Source organism: Streptosporangium sp. NPDC006007 (assembly GCF_040614315.1).
Lineage (GTDB): Bacteria > Actinomycetota > Actinomycetes > Streptosporangiales > Streptosporangiaceae > Streptosporangium.
Genome location: NZ_JBEXUG010000028.1, coordinates 66,511 through 84,250, shown reverse-complemented (window position 1 = coordinate 84,250; position 17,740 = coordinate 66,511). Strand labels below are relative to the sequence as shown.

17 protein-coding genes are annotated in these 17,740 nt (G+C 71.7%); 9 read left to right on the top strand and 8 right to left on the bottom strand.

Going from position 1 to position 17,740, the window contains the following annotated elements; all coding sequences use genetic code 11:
- Window positions 1–88: 88 nt before the first annotated feature.
- Window positions 89–1,195 (bottom strand): DUF2092 domain-containing protein, encoded by a 1,107-nt coding sequence (locus ABZ194_RS21325; RefSeq protein ID WP_355598730.1) that lies wholly within the window; start codon window positions 1,193–1,195, stop codon window positions 89–91.
- Between the two features lie 207 nt (window positions 1,196–1,402).
- Here ABZ194_RS21325 and ABZ194_RS21320 point away from each other — a divergent pair, with 207 nt between their 5' ends.
- Window positions 1,403–2,077: a response regulator transcription factor gene (locus tag ABZ194_RS21320; RefSeq protein WP_355598729.1), complete on the top strand. Its 675-nt coding sequence runs from the start codon at window positions 1,403–1,405 to the stop codon at window positions 2,075–2,077.
- Window positions 2,067–3,506 (top strand): ATP-binding protein, encoded by a 1,440-nt coding sequence (locus tag ABZ194_RS21315; protein WP_355598728.1) that lies wholly within the window; start codon window positions 2,067–2,069, stop codon window positions 3,504–3,506. The genes ABZ194_RS21320 and ABZ194_RS21315 overlap by 11 nt, the downstream gene beginning before the upstream one ends.
- 80 nt (window positions 3,507–3,586) lie before the next feature.
- On the opposite strand, the gene folP is transcribed toward ABZ194_RS21315, so the two are convergent.
- Window positions 3,587–4,480, bottom strand: coding sequence for a dihydropteroate synthase (folP, locus tag ABZ194_RS21310; RefSeq protein ID WP_355598727.1), 894 nt, complete (start codon window positions 4,478–4,480; stop codon window positions 3,587–3,589).
- 133 nt (window positions 4,481–4,613) lie between these two features.
- Window positions 4,614–5,483 carry a LysR family transcriptional regulator gene (locus ABZ194_RS21305; protein WP_355598726.1) on the bottom strand — a complete coding sequence of 290 codons (870 nt, stop codon included), beginning with the start codon at window positions 5,481–5,483 and terminating at the stop codon, window positions 4,614–4,616.
- A 456-nt stretch (window positions 5,484–5,939) separates the two neighbouring features.
- Here ABZ194_RS21305 and ABZ194_RS21300 point away from each other — a divergent pair, with 456 nt between their 5' ends.
- Window positions 5,940–7,616: an LCP family protein gene (locus ABZ194_RS21300; RefSeq protein WP_355598725.1), complete on the top strand. Its 1,677-nt coding sequence runs from the start codon at window positions 5,940–5,942 to the stop codon at window positions 7,614–7,616.
- A 66-nt stretch (window positions 7,617–7,682) separates the two neighbouring features.
- Here ABZ194_RS21300 and ABZ194_RS21295 read toward each other — a convergent pair whose 3' ends face one another.
- Entirely contained in the window at window positions 7,683–9,737 is a 2,055-nt protein-coding gene (locus ABZ194_RS21295; RefSeq protein ID WP_355598724.1) for a spermidine synthase, read from the bottom strand.
- A gap of 170 nt (window positions 9,738–9,907) precedes the next feature.
- Here ABZ194_RS21295 and ABZ194_RS21290 point away from each other — a divergent pair, with 170 nt between their 5' ends.
- Together ABZ194_RS21290 and ABZ194_RS21285 are read left to right on the top strand one after the other, a co-directional pair.
- Entirely contained in the window at window positions 9,908–11,266 is a 1,359-nt protein-coding gene (locus ABZ194_RS21290) for a S8 family serine peptidase (protein WP_355598723.1), read from the top strand.
- Between the two features lie 4 nt (window positions 11,267–11,270).
- Entirely contained in the window at window positions 11,271–11,504 is a 234-nt protein-coding gene (locus ABZ194_RS21285; RefSeq protein ID WP_355598722.1) for a hypothetical protein, read from the top strand.
- Between the two features lie 42 nt (window positions 11,505–11,546).
- On the opposite strand, the gene ABZ194_RS21280 is transcribed toward ABZ194_RS21285, so the two are convergent.
- Both ABZ194_RS21280 and ABZ194_RS21275 read right to left on the bottom strand, forming a co-directional pair.
- A complete protein-coding gene (locus ABZ194_RS21280) occupies window positions 11,547–12,281 on the bottom strand; it encodes an ABC transporter permease (protein WP_355598721.1) in 735 nt (244 codons plus the stop codon).
- Window positions 12,278–13,129 (bottom strand): ABC transporter ATP-binding protein, encoded by an 852-nt coding sequence (locus tag ABZ194_RS21275; RefSeq protein ID WP_355598720.1) that lies wholly within the window; start codon window positions 13,127–13,129, stop codon window positions 12,278–12,280. Before ABZ194_RS21275 ends, ABZ194_RS21280 begins: the two co-directional genes overlap by 4 nt.
- A gap of 77 nt (window positions 13,130–13,206) precedes the next feature.
- Here ABZ194_RS21275 and ABZ194_RS21270 point away from each other — a divergent pair, with 77 nt between their 5' ends.
- Window positions 13,207–13,866: a TetR/AcrR family transcriptional regulator gene (locus ABZ194_RS21270; RefSeq protein ID WP_355598719.1), complete on the top strand. Its 660-nt coding sequence runs from the start codon at window positions 13,207–13,209 to the stop codon at window positions 13,864–13,866.
- Here ABZ194_RS21270 and rpsD read toward each other — a convergent pair.
- Window positions 13,854–14,468, bottom strand: a complete 615-nt coding sequence (gene rpsD, locus ABZ194_RS21265; RefSeq protein ID WP_355598718.1) for a 30S ribosomal protein S4 — start codon at window positions 14,466–14,468, stop codon at window positions 13,854–13,856. The genes ABZ194_RS21270 and rpsD overlap by 13 nt on opposite strands.
- Before the next feature lie 87 nt (window positions 14,469–14,555).
- Between rpsD and ABZ194_RS21260 the strand changes: the two genes are divergently transcribed.
- Window positions 14,556–15,284 carry a DUF2470 domain-containing protein gene (locus tag ABZ194_RS21260; RefSeq protein ID WP_355598717.1) on the top strand — a complete coding sequence of 243 codons (729 nt, stop codon included), beginning with the start codon at window positions 14,556–14,558 and terminating at the stop codon, window positions 15,282–15,284.
- Window positions 15,285–15,546: 262 nt separating this feature from the next.
- Here ABZ194_RS21260 and ABZ194_RS21255 read toward each other — a convergent pair whose 3' ends face one another.
- Window positions 15,547–16,152: an ATP-dependent Clp protease proteolytic subunit gene (locus tag ABZ194_RS21255; protein WP_355598731.1), complete on the bottom strand. Its 606-nt coding sequence runs from the start codon at window positions 16,150–16,152 to the stop codon at window positions 15,547–15,549.
- Window positions 16,153–16,472: 320 nt separating this feature from the next.
- Here ABZ194_RS21255 and ABZ194_RS21250 point away from each other — a divergent pair, with 320 nt between their 5' ends.
- Window positions 16,473–17,024, top strand: coding sequence for an MFS transporter (locus ABZ194_RS21250; RefSeq protein WP_355598716.1), 552 nt, complete (start codon window positions 16,473–16,475; stop codon window positions 17,022–17,024).
- 143 nt (window positions 17,025–17,167) lie between these two features.
- A complete protein-coding gene (locus tag ABZ194_RS21245) occupies window positions 17,168–17,740 on the top strand; it encodes a copper chaperone PCu(A)C (RefSeq protein WP_355598715.1) in 573 nt (190 codons plus the stop codon).

Here is a 17,740-nt window from a genome sequence, read left to right as displayed (position 1 = left end):
ACGGTGTGGCCTACGATCCCGCCAAGCACGGAGCCCTCCAGGCCCTGCTCAGACAAGATCAACTGGCGGCGGCTTGACACAGGGCTACTCATCGCTGCCCGGCCACCTCTGCCAGCTTGGCGGGGGTGACCGCGCCGACCAGCAGACGGCCGTCGTCGGTCAGCAGCGCGGAGAGCAGCTTGGTCTGGACGACCCTGCCGCCGCCCCACGGTCCGCTGACCCGGGTGGCCGACTTCAGCAGGGCGCCGGCGATCGCGCTCGCGTCCTGTCCGCCGGGCCGCCCGCCCCGCCCCCGCTCCACCTGGGCGCCGAGGTCTCGCGCGGAGAAGGGGAGCACCGCCACCGAGGTCCAGCCGACGCCGACGGTCTTGACCCTGTCCTTGAGTCCCTCGGCCCTCTCCTGCCTGGCCTCCAGCATCCGGCCGGCGTCGGCGAGGGACTTCTCCTCGACCTTCGTGCCCGCGGGCGGGGTGAAGGTGAAGTTGTCCGGGGCCGGCGGGGTGAAGGTGACGGAGGTGAAACCGATCTCGAAGGCCGGTTCGGCCGCGCTCCTGGCGTAGACCTGGACACGCAGCGGTACGAACGTCTCCCCGTCTAGCGCCAGCTTGACCTCCCTGATCAGGGAGGAGCCGTCCTTGGGGGTGAGGACCAGCTGGTATGCCGGGCGGCCGGCGACCCGCTCGGTGTTGGTGACGCCGACCACGGTGTCGGGGCCGGCCTTCCGCAGCACCTCCCCGGCGAGCTGCTGCGGGGTCATCGCCGCGGGCAGGGCGTGCTCCGGTCCGACGGGCACGCGCCCGGTTCCGCCGGTGATCCGGGTGGCCTTGTCGGCGTCGCTCTCCCAGAGCCAGACCTGGTCGCCGTTGACGATCAGGTCGGTCTCGCTCATCCTCCCCGGCAGGGCGAGCCGGAGCCGGTCGGCGCCGCCGTACCAGACCTTGAGTTCGTGCGAACCCGCCAGCAGGGCGGCGGGCGAGGTGCCGCCCATACCCGCCACCTGCGGCAGCGCCGGCAGGCCGAGGGAGGCGGTCTGCATCACGGTGCCCGACATCGGTCTCAGGCCGGACCCGGCGGCCTGGGCCGCGTCGGCGAGCAGCTGCTCGGCGGTGCGCTCGGGCAGCACCGGGTCCCCCTGGACCGCGGCGATGACCGGGCCCGCGCCGACGGCCCCCGCGACCATGGCTATCGCGGCCACCGGCACCCCCCACCTCACGGCGCGACCTCGTCGCGTTTGCTCTGACATGTCATCCCCTCACGGTATGCCGTCGATCACTGTTCTTCGCAGCCTGCGTGAACGGTCCTGTGCCGGAGCTGAGACAGACTGAGAGGGCTCACAGGGTTCTCAGCCGTCTCTCAGGCCGGGTGGCCCAGGATGGGGCCGTATCGACGGAGGTGGTGGGGGATGCGGGTTCTCGTCGTGGAGGACGAACGGCGGATGGCCTCGGCGCTCCAGCGCGGGCTGCGGGCCGAGGGATTCGCGGTCGATCTCGCGCACGACGGCGAGGACGGCCTGCATCTGGCCAGGCACGGCGACTACGACGTGGTCGTGCTGGACATCATGCTGCCCAGGATCTCCGGCTACAACGTCTGCAAACAGCTGCGGGCCGAGAAGAACTGGGTGCCGATCCTGATGCTGTCGGCCAAGGACGGCGAGTACGACATGGCCGACGGGCTCGACCTGGGCGCCGACGACTACCTGACCAAGCCGTTCTCCTACGTCGTGCTGGTGGCCAGGCTGAGGGCGCTGCTGCGCCGCGGCGCGAGCCGGCGCCCCGCCGTACTGCGGGCCGGGGACCTGTCGCTGGATCCCGCGCGGCGGCGGGTCCTCAGGGGGCACCAGCCGGTGGAGCTGACCCCCAGGGAGTTCGCGCTCCTGGAGTATCTGATGCGCCGCCACGACGAGGTGGTCTCCAAGACGGAGATCCTGGAGCACGTCTGGGACACCTTCGACACCGACCCCAACGTGGTCGAGGTCTACGTGGGGTACCTGCGCCGCAAGATCGACGTGCCGTTCTCCAGGAACGCGCTGCGGACCGTGCGGGGGGCCGGATACCGGCTGGCCGGCGATGGCGGCTGATCCCCCGGCGCGTCGCACGGTCGGCTGGTGGCGGCGGCGGAGCCTGCGCTTCCATCTGACCGTGGTGGCCTCGGCCGTGCTCGCGCTCGCCCTGGTCGTCTCGGCCTACGTGATGATCGGCGCGCTCGGCCGGTCGCTGCTCGCCACCGTGGACGGGACGATCTACCAGCGGGCGCGGGACACGGTGTCGCTGGCCGACGCGGGGCGGCTGCCGGACGAGACGACCTCGCCCGACGGGACGCTGCTGCAGGTGATCGACCGTACCGGGCGGATCACCCACGCCACCGTCGGCACCGACCGGCTGGTGCCGCTGCTGAACGCCGGGGAGCGGGCCTCGGCCGTGCGCCTGGGCGAGGCCCGGTTCCTGGACGGCGAGCCGTACGGGATCCCGCACATGCTGCGGGTCCGGGCGCTCAGCGCCGACCGCGGGCAGACGGTGATCGCCGCCCGGCCCTTCAGCGAGGTGCAGACCAGCATCAACACGGCCAGTCACGTGCTGGTGGTCGGCACGCCGCTGCTGCTGGTGCTGCTGGCCGGGGCGAGCTGGATGGTCATCGGCAGGACGTTGCGGCCCATCGCCGCGCTGCGCCGGGGCGCGGACGAGATCACCGACACCGCCCGCTCCCGCCGCCTGCCGGTGCCCGAGGCGCGCGACGAGGTGCACAGCCTCGCCACCACGCTCAACGACATGCTGGCCCGGCTGGAGAAGGCCGACGCGCGCCAGCGTGCCCTGGTCTCCGACGCGGCGCACGAGCTGCGCAGCCCGCTGGCCAGCATCCGGCTCCAGCTGGAGGTGGCGCTGGGGCATCCGCGGGGTCAGGACTGGCGGGAGACGGCCGAGGGCGTGCTGGAGGACACCATGCGCCTGGCCAGGCTCGCCGAGGACCTGCTCGCGCTGGCCCGCCTGGACGAGCGCGGCGGCACCCGTGGCCGCAGGGAGCCGGTGGAGCTGGACCGGCTGATCCCCCAGACCGCCGAGCGGTACGGCGCGGCCGTCACGGTGCGGATCCCGGACGGCCTCGGAGAGGCGCGGGACGGGGACCGGGGCGGGAACGGAGGCCAGGACGGGGAGGGGGGCGGAGGGGGGATCGTGGTGACCGGGGACGCGCTGGATCTGGGGCGGGTGCTGGTCAACCTGGTGGACAACGCGCTGCGCCACACGAACGCCCCGGTGGTCGTGGAGCTGCGCGCCGAGGGCGCCGACGCGGTGCTCACCGTCACCGACGACGGCCCCGGCATTCCCGAGCCCGACCGGGAGAGGGTCTTCGACCGGTTCACCCGGCTGGACAGCGCGCGCAGCCGTGACGAGGGCGGGGCCGGGCTGGGCCTGGCGATCGTCCGGGAGACGGTGCACGCCCACGGCGGGGCGGTCCACCTGGAGGACGCCTCCCCCGGCCTCCGGGCCGTCGTACGGCTGCCGCTGTCCTGACCGGGGTCCGCGGCGCCTCTCCCGCGGGCCCCCGGGGGCGTCACGGCGGGCGCCACCACCAAGGTCGGCGCCCGGGCCTCCTACTCCGGTTTCGGCGCCCGCCCGCCGAGGGGCTCGTCCACGACCGGCCGCTCCGGCGTCCGGGCTCTCAGCTCGGTCACCACGGCCAGCGCGGTGCGGGCGGAGGCGGCGTCGTGGACTCGGAAGACCCTGGCCCCCTGCCAGGCCGAGATAGCCAGGGTGGCGATGGTTCCGGCGTGACGCTCGTCGACCGGGAGGCCGCCGAGGGTCTCGCCGACGAAGTCCTTGTTGGAGACCGCGACGAGCACCGGCCAGCCGGTGGCGACCATCTCGCCCAGGCGGCGGCCGATCTCCAGGGAGTGCCGGGTGTTCTTGCCGAAGTCGTGCGCGGGGTCGATGAGGATCGACTCCCCGGCGACTCCGGCGGCGACCGCACGCTCCGCGAGGCCGACGGTGCGGCCGATGACGTCGGCCATCACGTCGTCGTAGGCGATGCGGTGCGGACGGGTCCGGGGGACGACTCCTCCCGCGTGCGCGCAGACCAGCCCGATCCGGTGCTTGGCCGCGACCTCCGCCAGGGCCGGGTCGACCCCGCCCCAGGTGTCGTTGAGCAGGTCGGCGCCCGCCTGTGCGACGACCTCGCCGACCTCGGCCCGCCAGGTGTCGACGCTGACGATCAGCCGCGGATGACGTTCCCGGACCGCCGCGACCAGGTCGGCCACCCGGCGGATCTCCTCCGCGGGGTCCACCTCGTCCCCCGGCCCCGCCTTGACACCGCCGATGTCCACGATGTCCGCGCCACCGGCGACCGCCCGGTCCACCGCCTCCAGGGCGGCTCCGAAGCCGTAGGTCCTCCCCCTGTCGTAGAAGGAGTCGGGGGTGCGGTTGACCACCGCCATGATCGCGAATTCGCCGGGCCGGAACTCACGGCCGCGCAGGCGCAGGATAGTCATCGGCACCGAGCCTAGCCGAGGCCGCCCGGCCCGTCCGGGTCCGCCCGGGGCCCGCCGGGCCGGTGCCGGAGAGGCGGACGCTCCCACCTGCGCCGCCTCCGTGGGTGTCGGGACCGTGAATCACGGCGTGTTCCTAGGCGGCCGACCCTCCTTCGGCCACCGAGAGGAACTCCTGGGCGCTGGGGGGCAGCCGCCGTCGCGCGTGGACGAGGGCGATCACCCTGCGGACCGGGGGATCGAGGGAGCGGACCACCAGCCCGGCCCGGACGGCCTGCTCGGCCATCCCGCGATACCAGAGCAGGGAGGCCGTACCCGAGCGGACCGTGTTCAGCCAGTTGCCGCGCTCGTCGAGCTGCACGGCCGGCACGGGGGTGACACCGTACTTGGCGAACAGCGCGTCGAACTCCCTGCGCCGGGCGCTGCCGGGGACGGGCAGCACCAGCCGCATGCCGTTGAGCCCGGTCATCGGCACCGGATCGGGGAGGCCCAGGCCGGGCGGGGAGATCAGCACGATCTCCTGGCGTTCCAGCGGATGGCTGACCAGGTCGGTGGGGACGGGCAGGTCCGTCAGGCCGATGTCGGCCCGCTGGTCCCGGATGGCGTTCACCACACCGTCCCGTCCGTCACAGCGGACGATGTGGACGCGCACCCCGGGGTGCTCGGCGACATAGGCGGGAAGCAGCCGTCCGGCCAGTCCCGGCTCAAGGCTGGGGGTCGAGGCGATGCGCAGTTCCGCCTCGGACAAATGGCCCTGGGTGGACAGTGCCTCGATCTCGCGAACGGCGTCGAGCGCCTCCCTGGCCAGCTTGACCACCCGCCGTCCCTGCGCCGTGACGACCACGCCACGTCCCGACCGGGCGAACAACGTCATCCCCAGTTCTCGTTCCAGGTCCCGGATAGCGCGCGAAAGCGCAGGCTGGGCAATGTACAGCGACCTGGCCGCGTCGGTCATGGTGCGGTGCTCCGCCGTCGCGACCACATAGCGGAGCTGCTGCAGATTCATGACTTCGAAGCTAGGACACGGGCCCCGGCGCGGTCCTGCACATCGCGGAGATCACCTTGGACGATTTCGGAATGTAACCGAATAAGGCGACATCCGTGACGGATGATAAATCAGTCGGCTTACGCCCCGAATTCCACAAGAATCCCACTTTTCCCGATATACCGGATGTTCGATATGACAAGGTCACAGATCCCCCGAGGCCGGCGACGGCCGCCGGCCGTCCGGGCGGAAGCGGGAACGGCGTGGGAACGGCGCGAGGGACGGACACCGCCCCACGACACCCGGCCAGGCCCCCCCTCCTCGACGCCGCAGGTTAAGCGATCAGCAACCTGAGCTTGGTTATCTGTCTGTCATGTCCAGGTATGGGGCTAGAATCCTGCCAATTCCGTGAAATCGGGGGACCTTGGCTGTCTTGCCAGGTGGACCGGGGCAGGACGTACAGGAAGCGGTGTGGCGATGCGCCTAGGGCAAGACTCGGGGGATCTCGCCGGCGAGGGCGGGAAACGGCGCACCCGGCGGCACGACGGGGACGACGGCGCCGACTCCGCAGGCGCGTCCACCTCCCCCGGCACATCCGCCGGCGCATCCGCCGGACAGGCGGCGCAGACCGTACCGGCCGGCGAGAACAGGCGGGTGCGAGAGGCCGGGCGGGCCTCCCGGAACCGGCCCAGGTTCGCCAAGCCGCTGACGGCCGCCTCGCTCATCGGCTGGACCGGGCTGTCGGTGATCCTGCCGGGCGCGGCCCACCTGCGCTCGGGGCGGCGCCGTACCGGATACATCCTGCTCGGCGTCTTCGGCGTACTGCTGGCGACCGGGCTGGTGTCCGCCGTCATCCTGGCCGACCCGGAGAACGCGGGCTTCGTGACCCGGGACGGCACGCTGCTGGCCGGGGCGATCCTCGCCGGGGTCGGCGCGGTCGCCTGGTTCCTGCTGGTGCTCTCGTCCTACATCTCGCTCAGGCCCCACCGGCTGAGCGGAAAAGGCCAGATCGTCTCGGGCGTCGCGGTCGGCGTGCTGTGCGTGGCGGTGACGTCACCGTTCGCGCTGGCCGCCAGCACCGTGCTGACCGTCAAGGACGCGGCCAACAGCATCTTCCAGAGCGCCTCGGAGGACCCTGCCGCCACCCCCATCAGGCACGGGGACCCGTGGGGTGGGCGCGAGCGGGTGAACTTCCTGCTCGTCGGCGGTGACGGAGCCGGCAACCGGGACGGCATCCGCACCGACAGCATGACCGTGGCCAGCGTGCACGTCGCGACCGGGAACGCGGTCCTGTTCAGCCTGCCCCGCAACCTGCAGCACGTCCGGTTCCCGCCCACCAGCCCGCTCGGCAGGCAGTTCCCCGGCGGCTTCATGCGTGAACTGCCCAACGGCGGCCTGCTCAACGAGGTCTGGCAGTACGCCGAGGAGCACCCGGAGATCGTGCCCGGCAAGGAGGGGCAGCGCGGGCCCAGGGCGCTCATGGAGGCGATCGGCTACACCCTCAACCTGAAGATCGACTATTACGCCCTGGTCAACATGTTCGGCTTCGCCCACCTGGTGGACGCCATCGGCGGCCTGAGGATCCGGGTGGAGCGCGACGTCCCGTGGGGTGGTCTCTACGGCACCGCGGGCACGATCAAGGCCGGCTACCGGACGCTCTCCGGCGAGGAGGCGCTCTGGTACGGCCGCTCCCGCGTCGGCAGCGACGACTTCTCCCGGATGAGCCGTCAGCGCTGCGTCATCGGCGCCTTCGCGCAGCAGGCCACCCCCTCGGTGGTCCTGGCCAACTTCATCAAGATCGCAAATGTGGCCAAGAAGATGGCCAAGACCGACATACCCCGCGAACTGCTGGAGCACCTGGCCACCCTCGGCCTGAGGGTCAAGGACGCCAGGATCACCAGCCTCCAGTTCGTGCCGCCGGAGTTCTACTCCGGCTCCCCCGACTGGCAGAAGATCCGGGCCGCCACCGCCAGGGCGCTGCGGCAGTCGGTCCAGCCCCGCCGCGCCCAGGCCGCGGGGGTGACCGCCTCTCCCGGCGCGAGCGGCGCGACGCCCACCCCCTCGCCCACCCGCACCGCGAGGGCGCTCCCCCGCCAGACACCCACCCCGAACAACGGCTCCGCCAAGTCGCTCGGTGAGCTCTGCGGCTTCTGACCCCTTGCGGCACCGTGGTCCGGCCCCTCGTCCAGGGGAGCCGGGCCACGGTGCCGCCGGCGGGACTCAGCCGGCCGGAGCGGCCCGCGCGGCCCTGGGCAGCAGGGCGAAGGCCCCGAGGTAGAGCGCGCCCGCCACGATCAGCAGGGCCTGGTATCCGATGACCAGCGCCAGATACTCCAGGCAGCCGCCGACCATCGCGCCCAGCAGGTTCGCGCCGAAGGCCGTCGTGCCGTCGGACGAGCCGGCGAAGCGCTTGGCGAACACCACGTTGGCCGCGAAGATCGGCAGGAACGCGACCACCACCGCGGCCGACGCCCGCAGCGGCAGCGGCAGGCCGAGCAGCCAGGAGTCGGGCACCAGCCAGGCCAGCACCAGCCCGCCGAGGAGCACGCCGTACATGACGGGCAGCGGCGGGGTCCTGAAGCGGCGGGTCACCTCCACCGCGGCGAGCACGGCGACCAGCACCCCGGCGAACACGATCGCGTTCACCACCCAGGTCGTGCCGAACAGCAGCGCGAACCCGGTCACGCTCTTGGTCTCCAGCAGCAGGAACGCCACACCCAGCAGGAACAGGTCGGCATGGGGGCGCATCCGGGTGTACGGCCCGGCGACCACCCGGACCGCGAGCATGCTCACGATCAGGATGAGGCCGAGGGTGATGAGATAGATCTGGGGGACCGTACGGTCCCTCAGGTAGAGGAAGGGCCGGTCGTCGCCGGTCGGCGGCGGGGTGCCGGCCGTGGCCCCCGGCCACTCGGCGCCGCAGCTCTGGGCCTCGGCGGTGAGCCCCGCGGTGATGACGGCCTGCTGGCCGGCCTGGCTGACGATGTCCACGCACGGCCGGTGGCCGAAGGCGGCCTGCATGGTGGCGGCCAGCCGGTCCACCAGCCAGCTCTCCCGGTAGTAGTTGTACATCGAGAAGGTGCCGCCGGGCTTGAGGTGGTCCCTGGCCGCCTCCATGGCCTGCCGGGTGAACAGGTAGCTCTCCAGCCGCAGTGAACCGGCCCCGGAGACCAGGGTGAGCGAGTCGGGCAGCGCGAACAGGATCAGGTCGTACTTCCCGGCTGTGCGTTCGAGGAAGGCGCGGCCGTCGGTGACGACGGTGGTGACCCTGGGGTCGTCGTAGGGCCGGTCCGGGTGGTGGAGCGCGCCGAGTTCGCGGAGCTTGGGGTCGATCTCCACCGCGTCCACGTGCCCGGCGCCCTTGCGCAGCGCGATCGCCACGTCGGTGCCGCTGCCCGCTCCCACGATCAGCACGTCGTCCAGCCTCCGCGCCGCCGCCCGCTCGTACGGCAGGGCGTACTGCCGCTCCCAGTCCAGCCGGTTCGCCGCGGGGATGGCCTGCTGGTGCGGGATGCCGTTGACCTGGATGTCCATCACCGGGACGCCGTGCCAGTCGAAGCGGTCGTAGGTCACCTTGTAGTACGGCGACCAGAGCGCGCCCGCGGTCAGCGTCTCGGCCGCGAGCGCGGCGACGACGACCAGCGACGGGACGGCCAGCGCGATCCGCCCCTGAGGCGTACGCGGCCGGAGCAGCACCGTGTAGGCGGCCGCGGCGATCACTCCCCACACGACGGGGGGCGCTCCGAGAAAGGACAGCGCGGTGAACAGCCCGATGCCGGTGAGGCTGCCGACCAGGTCGTAGCGGTACGCCTCCAGCCGGCCGAGCTCGGGAAAGCATCGCCCGACCAGCTCGGCCGGGCCCATCAGCACGACCGCCGCCGCCGTGAAGATCACCGGCAGGATCAGCCAGGGCGGCGGCCCGCTGGTGCTCAGGCTGGTCCAGTACAGGACCCCCTCGGTCTGCCGGTCCACGGTGACCGGGAAGAACAGGACGACCAGCACGAGGACGGCCAGCGTGATGGGCGAGTAGTACGGCTGCCGCGCCGTGCGCCCGACGCGGAGGAAGCCGAGTCCGATCCCGAGGAACGAACCGAGCAGGACGAAGTTCGTGAAGTAGCTCAGGTGCACGATGTTCGAGCCGGTCCACCGGATCAGCGCGAGCTCCAGGAAGAGCATGAACGCGCTCGCCACGATGAGCCTCGGCCGGACACCCAGCCAGTGCGTGGGGCGGACATCGGAACACGGGGGTGGCGTCGTCTCGGCCGCTGCGGTCATGTCGCCCAACGCTAGTGATCGTCGTCCCTTCAGGGAAGAAAATCAGTGCCAGCGATTTGCGGAGATTGAAGGCATAGTTGCTGGTAAACAGCATTTTGTATGGGTGGACGGGGCCGATGCCGATGGAGGAACGTGGTGGAATTCGTTCCCCTCGAACCTCGGTGGTGTACATGAGAGTCCTGATCCAGCTCCGCCCAGCTCCGGACGTCGTCGCGGCCGTGGCCGACCCGGGGGTGACCGCGACCACGGCCGACGTCTCCGACCCCCTGCCCGGCGTCGTCCTGGACCATTCCTTCATCCCGGTCGCGCTGCCCCGCCCCGTGCCCGTCGCCGGGGGCGACCCCTTCTCCCTGAGGCAGTCGACGACCTTCTCCCTCGCCGCCGACCAGGCCTCGGTCATGGTCCGGGGCGAGATCTCCGACGACGAGCTGTCCACCCGGCTCACCCTGCTGCCCTGCATGCGCTCCGACGTCGTGGGCGTGCACGCCGATCCGGTGATCGAGTCCGGCCTCACCTGCGGCGGCGACGCGTCGGTGGGCGACTGGCACGACGTGGAGCGCCTGCTGCGCGTCACCGAGCTCCAGGCGGAGGGCCTGGACGGGTCCGGCGTCGCGCTGGCGGTGGTGGACACCGGCATCAACGCCGCGCACATCATCCGGCACACCGGCCGGAGCCTGACCCTGGACGCGCAGCGCAGCTGGAAGCCGGACGGGGTGACCGGCCGGCCGGGCGAGTTCCCGGTGGACCACGGCACGATGTGCGCGTTCGACACGCTCATCGCCGCCCCCCGGGCCTCCCTGATCGACATCCCCGTGCTGCTGTCGCGGCGGGCGGGTGGCTCGGCCATGGACGGCCTGCTCTCGGACGCGATCGCGGCCTTCGCACACCTGCGCACCGTGCTCGCCGCCCAGCCCGAGTCGTCCCGGTCCCTGATCATCAGCAACAGCTGGGGCTCCTTCTCCCCCCGCTGGGACTTCCCGGTCGGCCATCCCGGCAACTACTCCGACAACGCGGCCCACCCGTTCAACCTGATCATCTCCAGCCTGGAGCAGGCCGGGGCCGACGTGCTGTTCGCCGCAGGCAACTGCGGGCGCGACTGCCGGGACAGACGGTGCGCCTACCCGGACCGCCCGATCTCGGGCGCCAACTCCCACCCGCGCGTGCTCTCCATCGGCGGCGTGGACACCGCCGGCGAGCGGGTCGGCTACTCCTCCCAGGGGCCAGGCCGCCTCACCTCTCGCAAGCCGGACGTCTGCGCCTACACCCACTTCTCCGGCTCCGGGGCGTTCGGCGACGACTCGCCCGACTCGGGCACCTCGGCCGCCTGCCCGGTCGCGGCCGGCCTGGTCGCGGCCATCCGCACCCGCTGGCCCGCCTCCCGCCTGTCCCCCGCCCAGCTGCGCGCCCTGCTCCGCCGTACCGCCGACGACCGCGGCGACTTCGGGTTCGACTACGACTACGGCTACGGTGTCGTCGACGTCTTGGGAGTGCTCGCCTCATTGCGCCGCAGGGAGATGCGCGTAGCGTGAGGACATGGTTCTCGTTACCGTACGGCTCCCGTCCCCGGCGACGCTCACGCAGGCCATGCGCCGCCTGGGCCTGTCGGACGAGGAGGTCGACACCGGCTACGGCCTGGTGCTCATCGACCCCGAGCAGGACCTGTACGCCCTGCGAGTGACACAGACGGCCGCCGGGCGGATCGACCCGGCGGCGGGCGGCGGCCACTACGCCGACCCGAGGATCGAACCGTACGGCCCGCCGGGCTAGGCACGGCCCCTCAGCTCGTGCCCGGCGCGGCGGGCCGTACGGTCAGGCGTTCTCCCGGTTGAAGACACGGGTGCCCGCCGTCACGCAGACGACCGACAGGAGCAGGGTAACCGCGACCCCGGCCGCCACCGTCCAGGTGGCGTACCGCCCGTCGAAGAGGTCCCGTACGGCTTCGAGCACGTAGCGGAACGGTGTCATCCGCGACAGCGCGTCCAGCCAGCCGGGCGCCATGGACATCGGCAGGAACGCGCCCGACAGCAGGATCAGCGGAACTGTCCCGGTGCTCATGACGGGGGCGAACGCCTCGGGGTTCAGGTTCAGCGCGATCGCGTTGGAGAGCGCGGCCAGGCTCACCCCGAGCAGCGTCATGAGCGCCAGGCCGGCCGGCACGCCGGGCGGCCACGCGCGCAGGCCGAAGGCGTAGCCCGCGGCGATCAGCATGATCGACTGAATCAGCAGCGTCAGGGCACTGCTCAGCACCCGGCCCAGCAGCAGGGAGACGCGGTGCGCCGGAGTGACCCTCAGCCGCTCCAGCACGCCCGAACGGGCGTCGAATACGACGCCGAACCCGGCCAGGCCCGCGCTGAGCAGCGTGACCTGGATCAGCAGGCCGGGAATCAGCGTCTCCCAGGTGCCGATCGTGGCGAACAGCGGCCCGAACAGCACCAGGTAGAGCATGGGCTGCAGGACGCCGAAGGCGATGCCCACCTTCTGCCGCAGCATGATCCGGGTGTTGTGCCGGAAGACGAACCAGGTGTCGCGGAGCACGGTGTTCACCGGACCACCCCTCGCTCCCCGCCCACCGGGCGCGCGGCGGGCGCGTCTCCGTCGGGCCCGGCGCCGGCGGATCCGCCGCCCTGACCGGGACCTCCCGGTCCTGGGCCGTTGACCGGCCGGTCCTCTCGCAGAGAGCGGCCGGTGATGGCCAGGAAGGCGTCGTCGAGGGTGCCGGTGCCGCCTTTGAGTTCGGCCGGGGTGCCCTCGGCGACGATCACGCCGCGGTCGATGACGAACAGACGGTCGGCGAGCGTGTCCGCCTCGTCGAGATAGTGGGTGGTGAGGAAGACCGTGAGGCCCTCCCTGTCGCGCAGCCGCCGGATGTGCTCCCAGAGGTTGGCCCGGCTCTGCGGGTCCAGGCCCGTGGTCGGCTCATCGAGGAAAAGCAGCGACGGCCCGTGGACCAGGCCGAACGCCAGGTCGAAACGGCGGCGCTGCCCACCGGAGAGCGCGCCGCCCGGCCGGGCCTCCAGGCCGGTGAGCTCGAACCGTTCCAGCACCTCCCGGATACGCTCGCGAGCCTCGGCCCGGCGCATGCCGTACAGCAGGGCGTGGAGTTCGAGCTCGTCCCCCACCGGGGTGGCCGGACCGATCGCGCCGCCCTGGGACACGTAGCCGATGCGCCGCCTCACGCCGCGGGGGTCGGCGAGCAGATCGTGCCCGGCGACCGTGGCGGTGCCCCCGGTGGGGCGCAGCAGCGTGGTCAGCATGCGCATGGCGGTGGTTTTTCCCGCGCCGTTCGGTCCGAGGAAGCCCACGATCTCGCCCGCCTCGACGGCGAGATCCAGGCCCCGGACGGCGTCGGCGCCGCCGGGGAAGGTTTTGCTCAAACCTGATGTCTTGATCATTTGATCGCCTCCATTTTTAGATTAACTCTAATTTTGGAGTGACGTCAAAATTTAGCCCGCCTCATAGGATGACCCGTATGAGTGAGGGCCTGCGTGAGCGCAAGAAGCGGGAGACCCGGTTGCGCATCTCCGACACGGCGACGGGGCTGTTCCTGACACGAGGCTTCGACAACGTGACGGTGGCCGAGGTCGCCAGAGCGGCGGACGTCTCGGTCAACACGGTCTTCAACTACTTCTCCACCAAGGAGGACCTGCTGTTCGACCGGCAGGACGAGATAGTGGGGCTGCTCGGCGAGATCGTGCGGCGGCGAGAGCCGGGAGAGGGCGCGGCGGAGGCGGTGCGCCGCGACTTCCTGGACGCCCTGGACACCGGCGCCTGGCGGTACGGCCTCCACGAGGGGAGCGACGCCTTCGCCCGCATGGTCGGCTCCAGCCCGGCCCTCGTCGCCCGGCTGCGGGAGATGAACGAGCTGCGGCAGGCGGCCCTGGCCCGGACCCTGGCCGACGAGGCCGACGCCGACCCCGACGACCTCACCCCCGGGCTCGTCGCCGGCCAGATCTGCGCGACCTTGCACACGCTGATGACGTACGGCGCCCGCCGCATGCTCGCGGGCGAGAGCATGACCGCCATCACCCCGGATCTGCGCGGGCAGGCCGAGCACGCTTTCCGCCTGCTGGAGTCCGGGGTCGGCGGCTACTGCGTCCGGCAGGGGGAACCCCCGGGTCAGCGGGAGTAGAACTCCACCACGAGCTGCTCGTCCACCGGCACGACGACCTGCTCGCGCAGCGGGCGGCCGGTCAGCGTGAACCGGAGATCGGCGTGGTCGACGTCGAGGTAGGCCGCGGTCCGCTCGTCGGCGTAGACACCCTCGGCGGCGGCGACGAACGGCTGCATCGCCCGGGACCTCTGCCGCACCGAGATGACCTGGCCGGGCTTGACCAGGTAGCTGGGAATGTCGACCTTGCGGCCGTTCACGGTGATGTGACCGTGGTTGACATACTGCCGGGCCGCGTAGATGGAGGGGGCGAGGCCCGCGCGCAGCACGAGCGAGGCGAGGCGGCTCTCCAGCAGCACGACCAGCTCGGCCCCGGCGCGGCCGGTGCCGCGCAGCGCCATGTCCCAGTAACGGCGCATCTGCCGCTCGGAGACGTCGTAGTACCAGCGCAGCTTCTGCTTCTCCATCAGCCGCACCCCGTAGTCGCCGGTCTGCCGCCGGTTGGTCTTGCGGCCGTGCTCACCCGGGGGGTAGGGCCGCTCCTCAAAGTAGCGGACGGCCTTGCGGGTCAGCGGGACGCCCGCCCTGCGGGACAGACGAACCTTCGGCCCGGTGTAGCGCATGGTCACTCCTCTATGATTAGGTCTACCTTAGTTAGGTAAACCTAACCTTAGCTCACAGCGCCCCCCGACCTCAAGGAGAACCGGCCCATGCAGCAGCCCGTCACCGCTCCGCCGATCCCTGAGCGGGTCCGCACACTGGCCGCCACGGCCGTCCCCACCCACGTGTCCCTTGTCGGCGCCGACCTGCCCGCGGCACCCGCCAGAGGAGGTGTGGACGCCGCCGGCCGCCCGGTGCTGCTGGTCCTGCCGGGAGACCCGCTCCACGACATACGTGAGGAGCCGGTGGTCACCGTGGACCTGACCGCCGGCCGGCTGCTCGACGGGTTCGAGGCCCCGCGCGGCCTGCTCAAGGTGCAGGGCTGGGCACAGGCCGTAACGGGGGCCGAGGCCAGGGAGGCCGCGGTGGCGATCGCCGAGCGCTGCCCGGACGAGGCGCTGTTCGAGGCTGTGGAGGGCACCGGCGGCCCACGGCTGCTCCGGGTCGACGTCGGCCAGGTGATCTATCTCACCGGCCCCGAGTCCGGGGTGCTGGACGCCGAGGAGTATCTCGGCGCCGGCCCCGACCCCCTGATGGACGCCGCCGAGCGCATGCTCCACCACGTGAACGACGCTCACAGGGGGCAGTTGGAGAGCGTTCTGCGCACCCTGCTCCCCGCCCCGGTCCACGATGTCTGGCTCTGGGAACTCGATCGCTTCGGCGCGACCATTCGCTCCGGCGCCGACCGGCCCACCCTGATCCGCCTGCCCTGGCCCGCTCCGCTGACCGACGCCGAGTCGCTGGAACACGCCCTGAGCTGCCTGCTCTGCCGCCACTGAGGCCGCCACCGGGGCGTCGCCGGGGCGTCGCCGGACCACCGTCGGTCACGGCACCGTCCGTCATCCCCTCCCGCCGGGAGCCCGCCGCACCGTGGACGGCGAGGCGGGCTCCGGCTGTCCGGCTGTCCGGCTGTCCGGCTGTCCGGCTGTCCGGCTGTCCGGCTGTCCGGCTGTCCGGCTGTCCGGCTGTCCGGCGCGATTCTCACCACACGCCGGAATGCCGTATGCCGAAATCAGCCGCGAGAATTACCCTGAGAGCGAATCAGCGATTCTCCGGAACCACCTCGCGTGTGTTGCGAACGACCTCGTCGACGAATCCGTAGTCCTTGGCCTCGGCGGCCGTGAACCAGCGGTCACGGTCCCAGTCCTCCTCGATACGCTCCAGCGCCTGGCCGGTGTGAAAGGCGATCCGCTCCCGCATCAGCCGCTTGGTGTAGAGCATCTGCTCGGCCTGGATGGCGATGTCGGCGGCGGTGCCGCCGAGGCCGCCGGACGGCTGGTGCATGATGACCCTGGCATGCGGCAGGGCGTACCGTTTCCCGGGCGCGCCGGCGCAGAGCAGGAACTGTCCCATGGAGCCGGCGATGCCCATCCCGACGGTGACGACGTCGTTGGGGATGTAGTGCATCACGTCGTAGACGGCCATCCCGGCCGACACCGAGCCCCCCGGCGAGTTGATGTAGAGCGAGATGTCCCGCCGGTCGTCGTCTGCGGAGAGCAACAGCAGCTCTCCGCAGATCCGGTTGGCCACCTCGTCGTTCACCTCACTCCCGAGCACGACGATCCGCTTGCGCAACAACCGCTGATAAAGCTGGTCCTCAACCACGGCCTGTGGATTTGTCATCTCTTTCACCTGCTCAATATCCAGATTTGACGAACGGTGAATCAGTGCGACGATAACGCGCTCCGGTCCGGTGATTTGGTCGTGTTCGCCGTAAGCGCTTTTCGCCGACAGCGCAGTGCCGGTGAATTCACCCGCACCCGCACCGGAGATCTCCCCTGACCCCGGCTCCACCGCCCCGGCCCTCGCGGGGTCTTTCCGACTGGTCCCGGAACCGCCTCCCGCCGGGAAAAGCCTCCACGTCGCCTTGGTCGCCGCCTCCCTCCCCGGGTGGCCCTCGGGGGTCTCGGCCCCCCGCCGCTCTGGAGGGCACCCCCACCGTGTGTGATGATTGCGGCATCATGCCGGTGACCGCCCTTTTCCGCCTCGCCCGCGCCTCGGCCTTCGCCGTGGTGGCCCTCGGGCTGGGCGTGATCGCGCACGTGTTCGCCGGGGGCGCGGTCTCCGTGTGGAGCGCGGCGGCCGGGCTGGCACTGGTGTTCGCCCCCGCGCTCGCGGTGACCGGACGCGAGCGCGGCATGGGGATGATCCTCCCGCTGCTCGCGGGCACCCAGGGGGCGCTCCACCTGCTGTTCACCGCGGCGCACCCGCCCGTCCCGCACAGCGCCGCCGGGCACGCGCACTCGCAGCTGGTGCCCGGCCTCGCCATGCTGGTCATGCACTGCTGGGCCGTCGGACTGACCGCGCTCTGGCTCGCCCGGGGCGAGGCCCTGCTCTGGGGCCTGCTGCGGCGGCTCGGCGCACGACTTGGACCGATCCTGACCGGCGAGCCCGTCCATACCCCGGTAAGGGCCGCGGCACACGCCCGTCCGGACGCGCCCGGCGCCCTGCGCTCCGCGCTCCTGCGCCACGTGGTGAACCGGCGCGGCCCGCCGCGGCCACGCGTCGCCCTCCGCTGACGCGCTCCCCCTTTTCACCGACTGTTACCGGCACTCCGGGCCGTACCACGGCGCCGGACGTTTCACCCGATCTCTCCGGCGTATCCGACGGCTTGTCGAGCAGTGCTCCGGCCGCGGCGCCGTACACCTGGAAAGGCCCTTTCATGATTACTCGTCGTGTTCTTCCGGCCGGCCTGCTGGCCGTCCTCGCCACCGTGGCGGTGAGCGCCTGTGGCGGGCAGGCCACCGAGCAGGCCGGGCAGAAGGCCGCGGCGCCGGGCGCCACGAGCACGTCCGCCGCCCCGAGCGCGCCCGCCGAGGGACCGCCGCTCGCGATCACCGACCCGTGGGTGAAGACCACCAAGAAGGGCATGACCGCCGCCTTCGGCACCCTGGTCAACAACACCGACGTCGAGATGGTCGTCGTCTCCGGACGCTCCCCCCTGTCACCGAGGATCGAGCTGCACGAGGTGGTCGGCGACAACGGCAAGATGGTGATGCGCCCGAAGGGCGGCGGGTTCGTCATCCCCGCCCGCGGCACGCACCGTCTCCAGCCGGGCGGCGACCACATCATGCTCATGGGCGTCACCAAGGAGGTGAAGCCCGGCGCGCAGATCGACTTCACCCTCACCCTCAAGGGCGGCGAGACCCTGGAGTTCACCGCGGTCGGCAAGGACTTCGCCGGCGGCAAGGAGAACTACCAGCCGGACGCGCACACCGGCAAGGACCACGGCTGA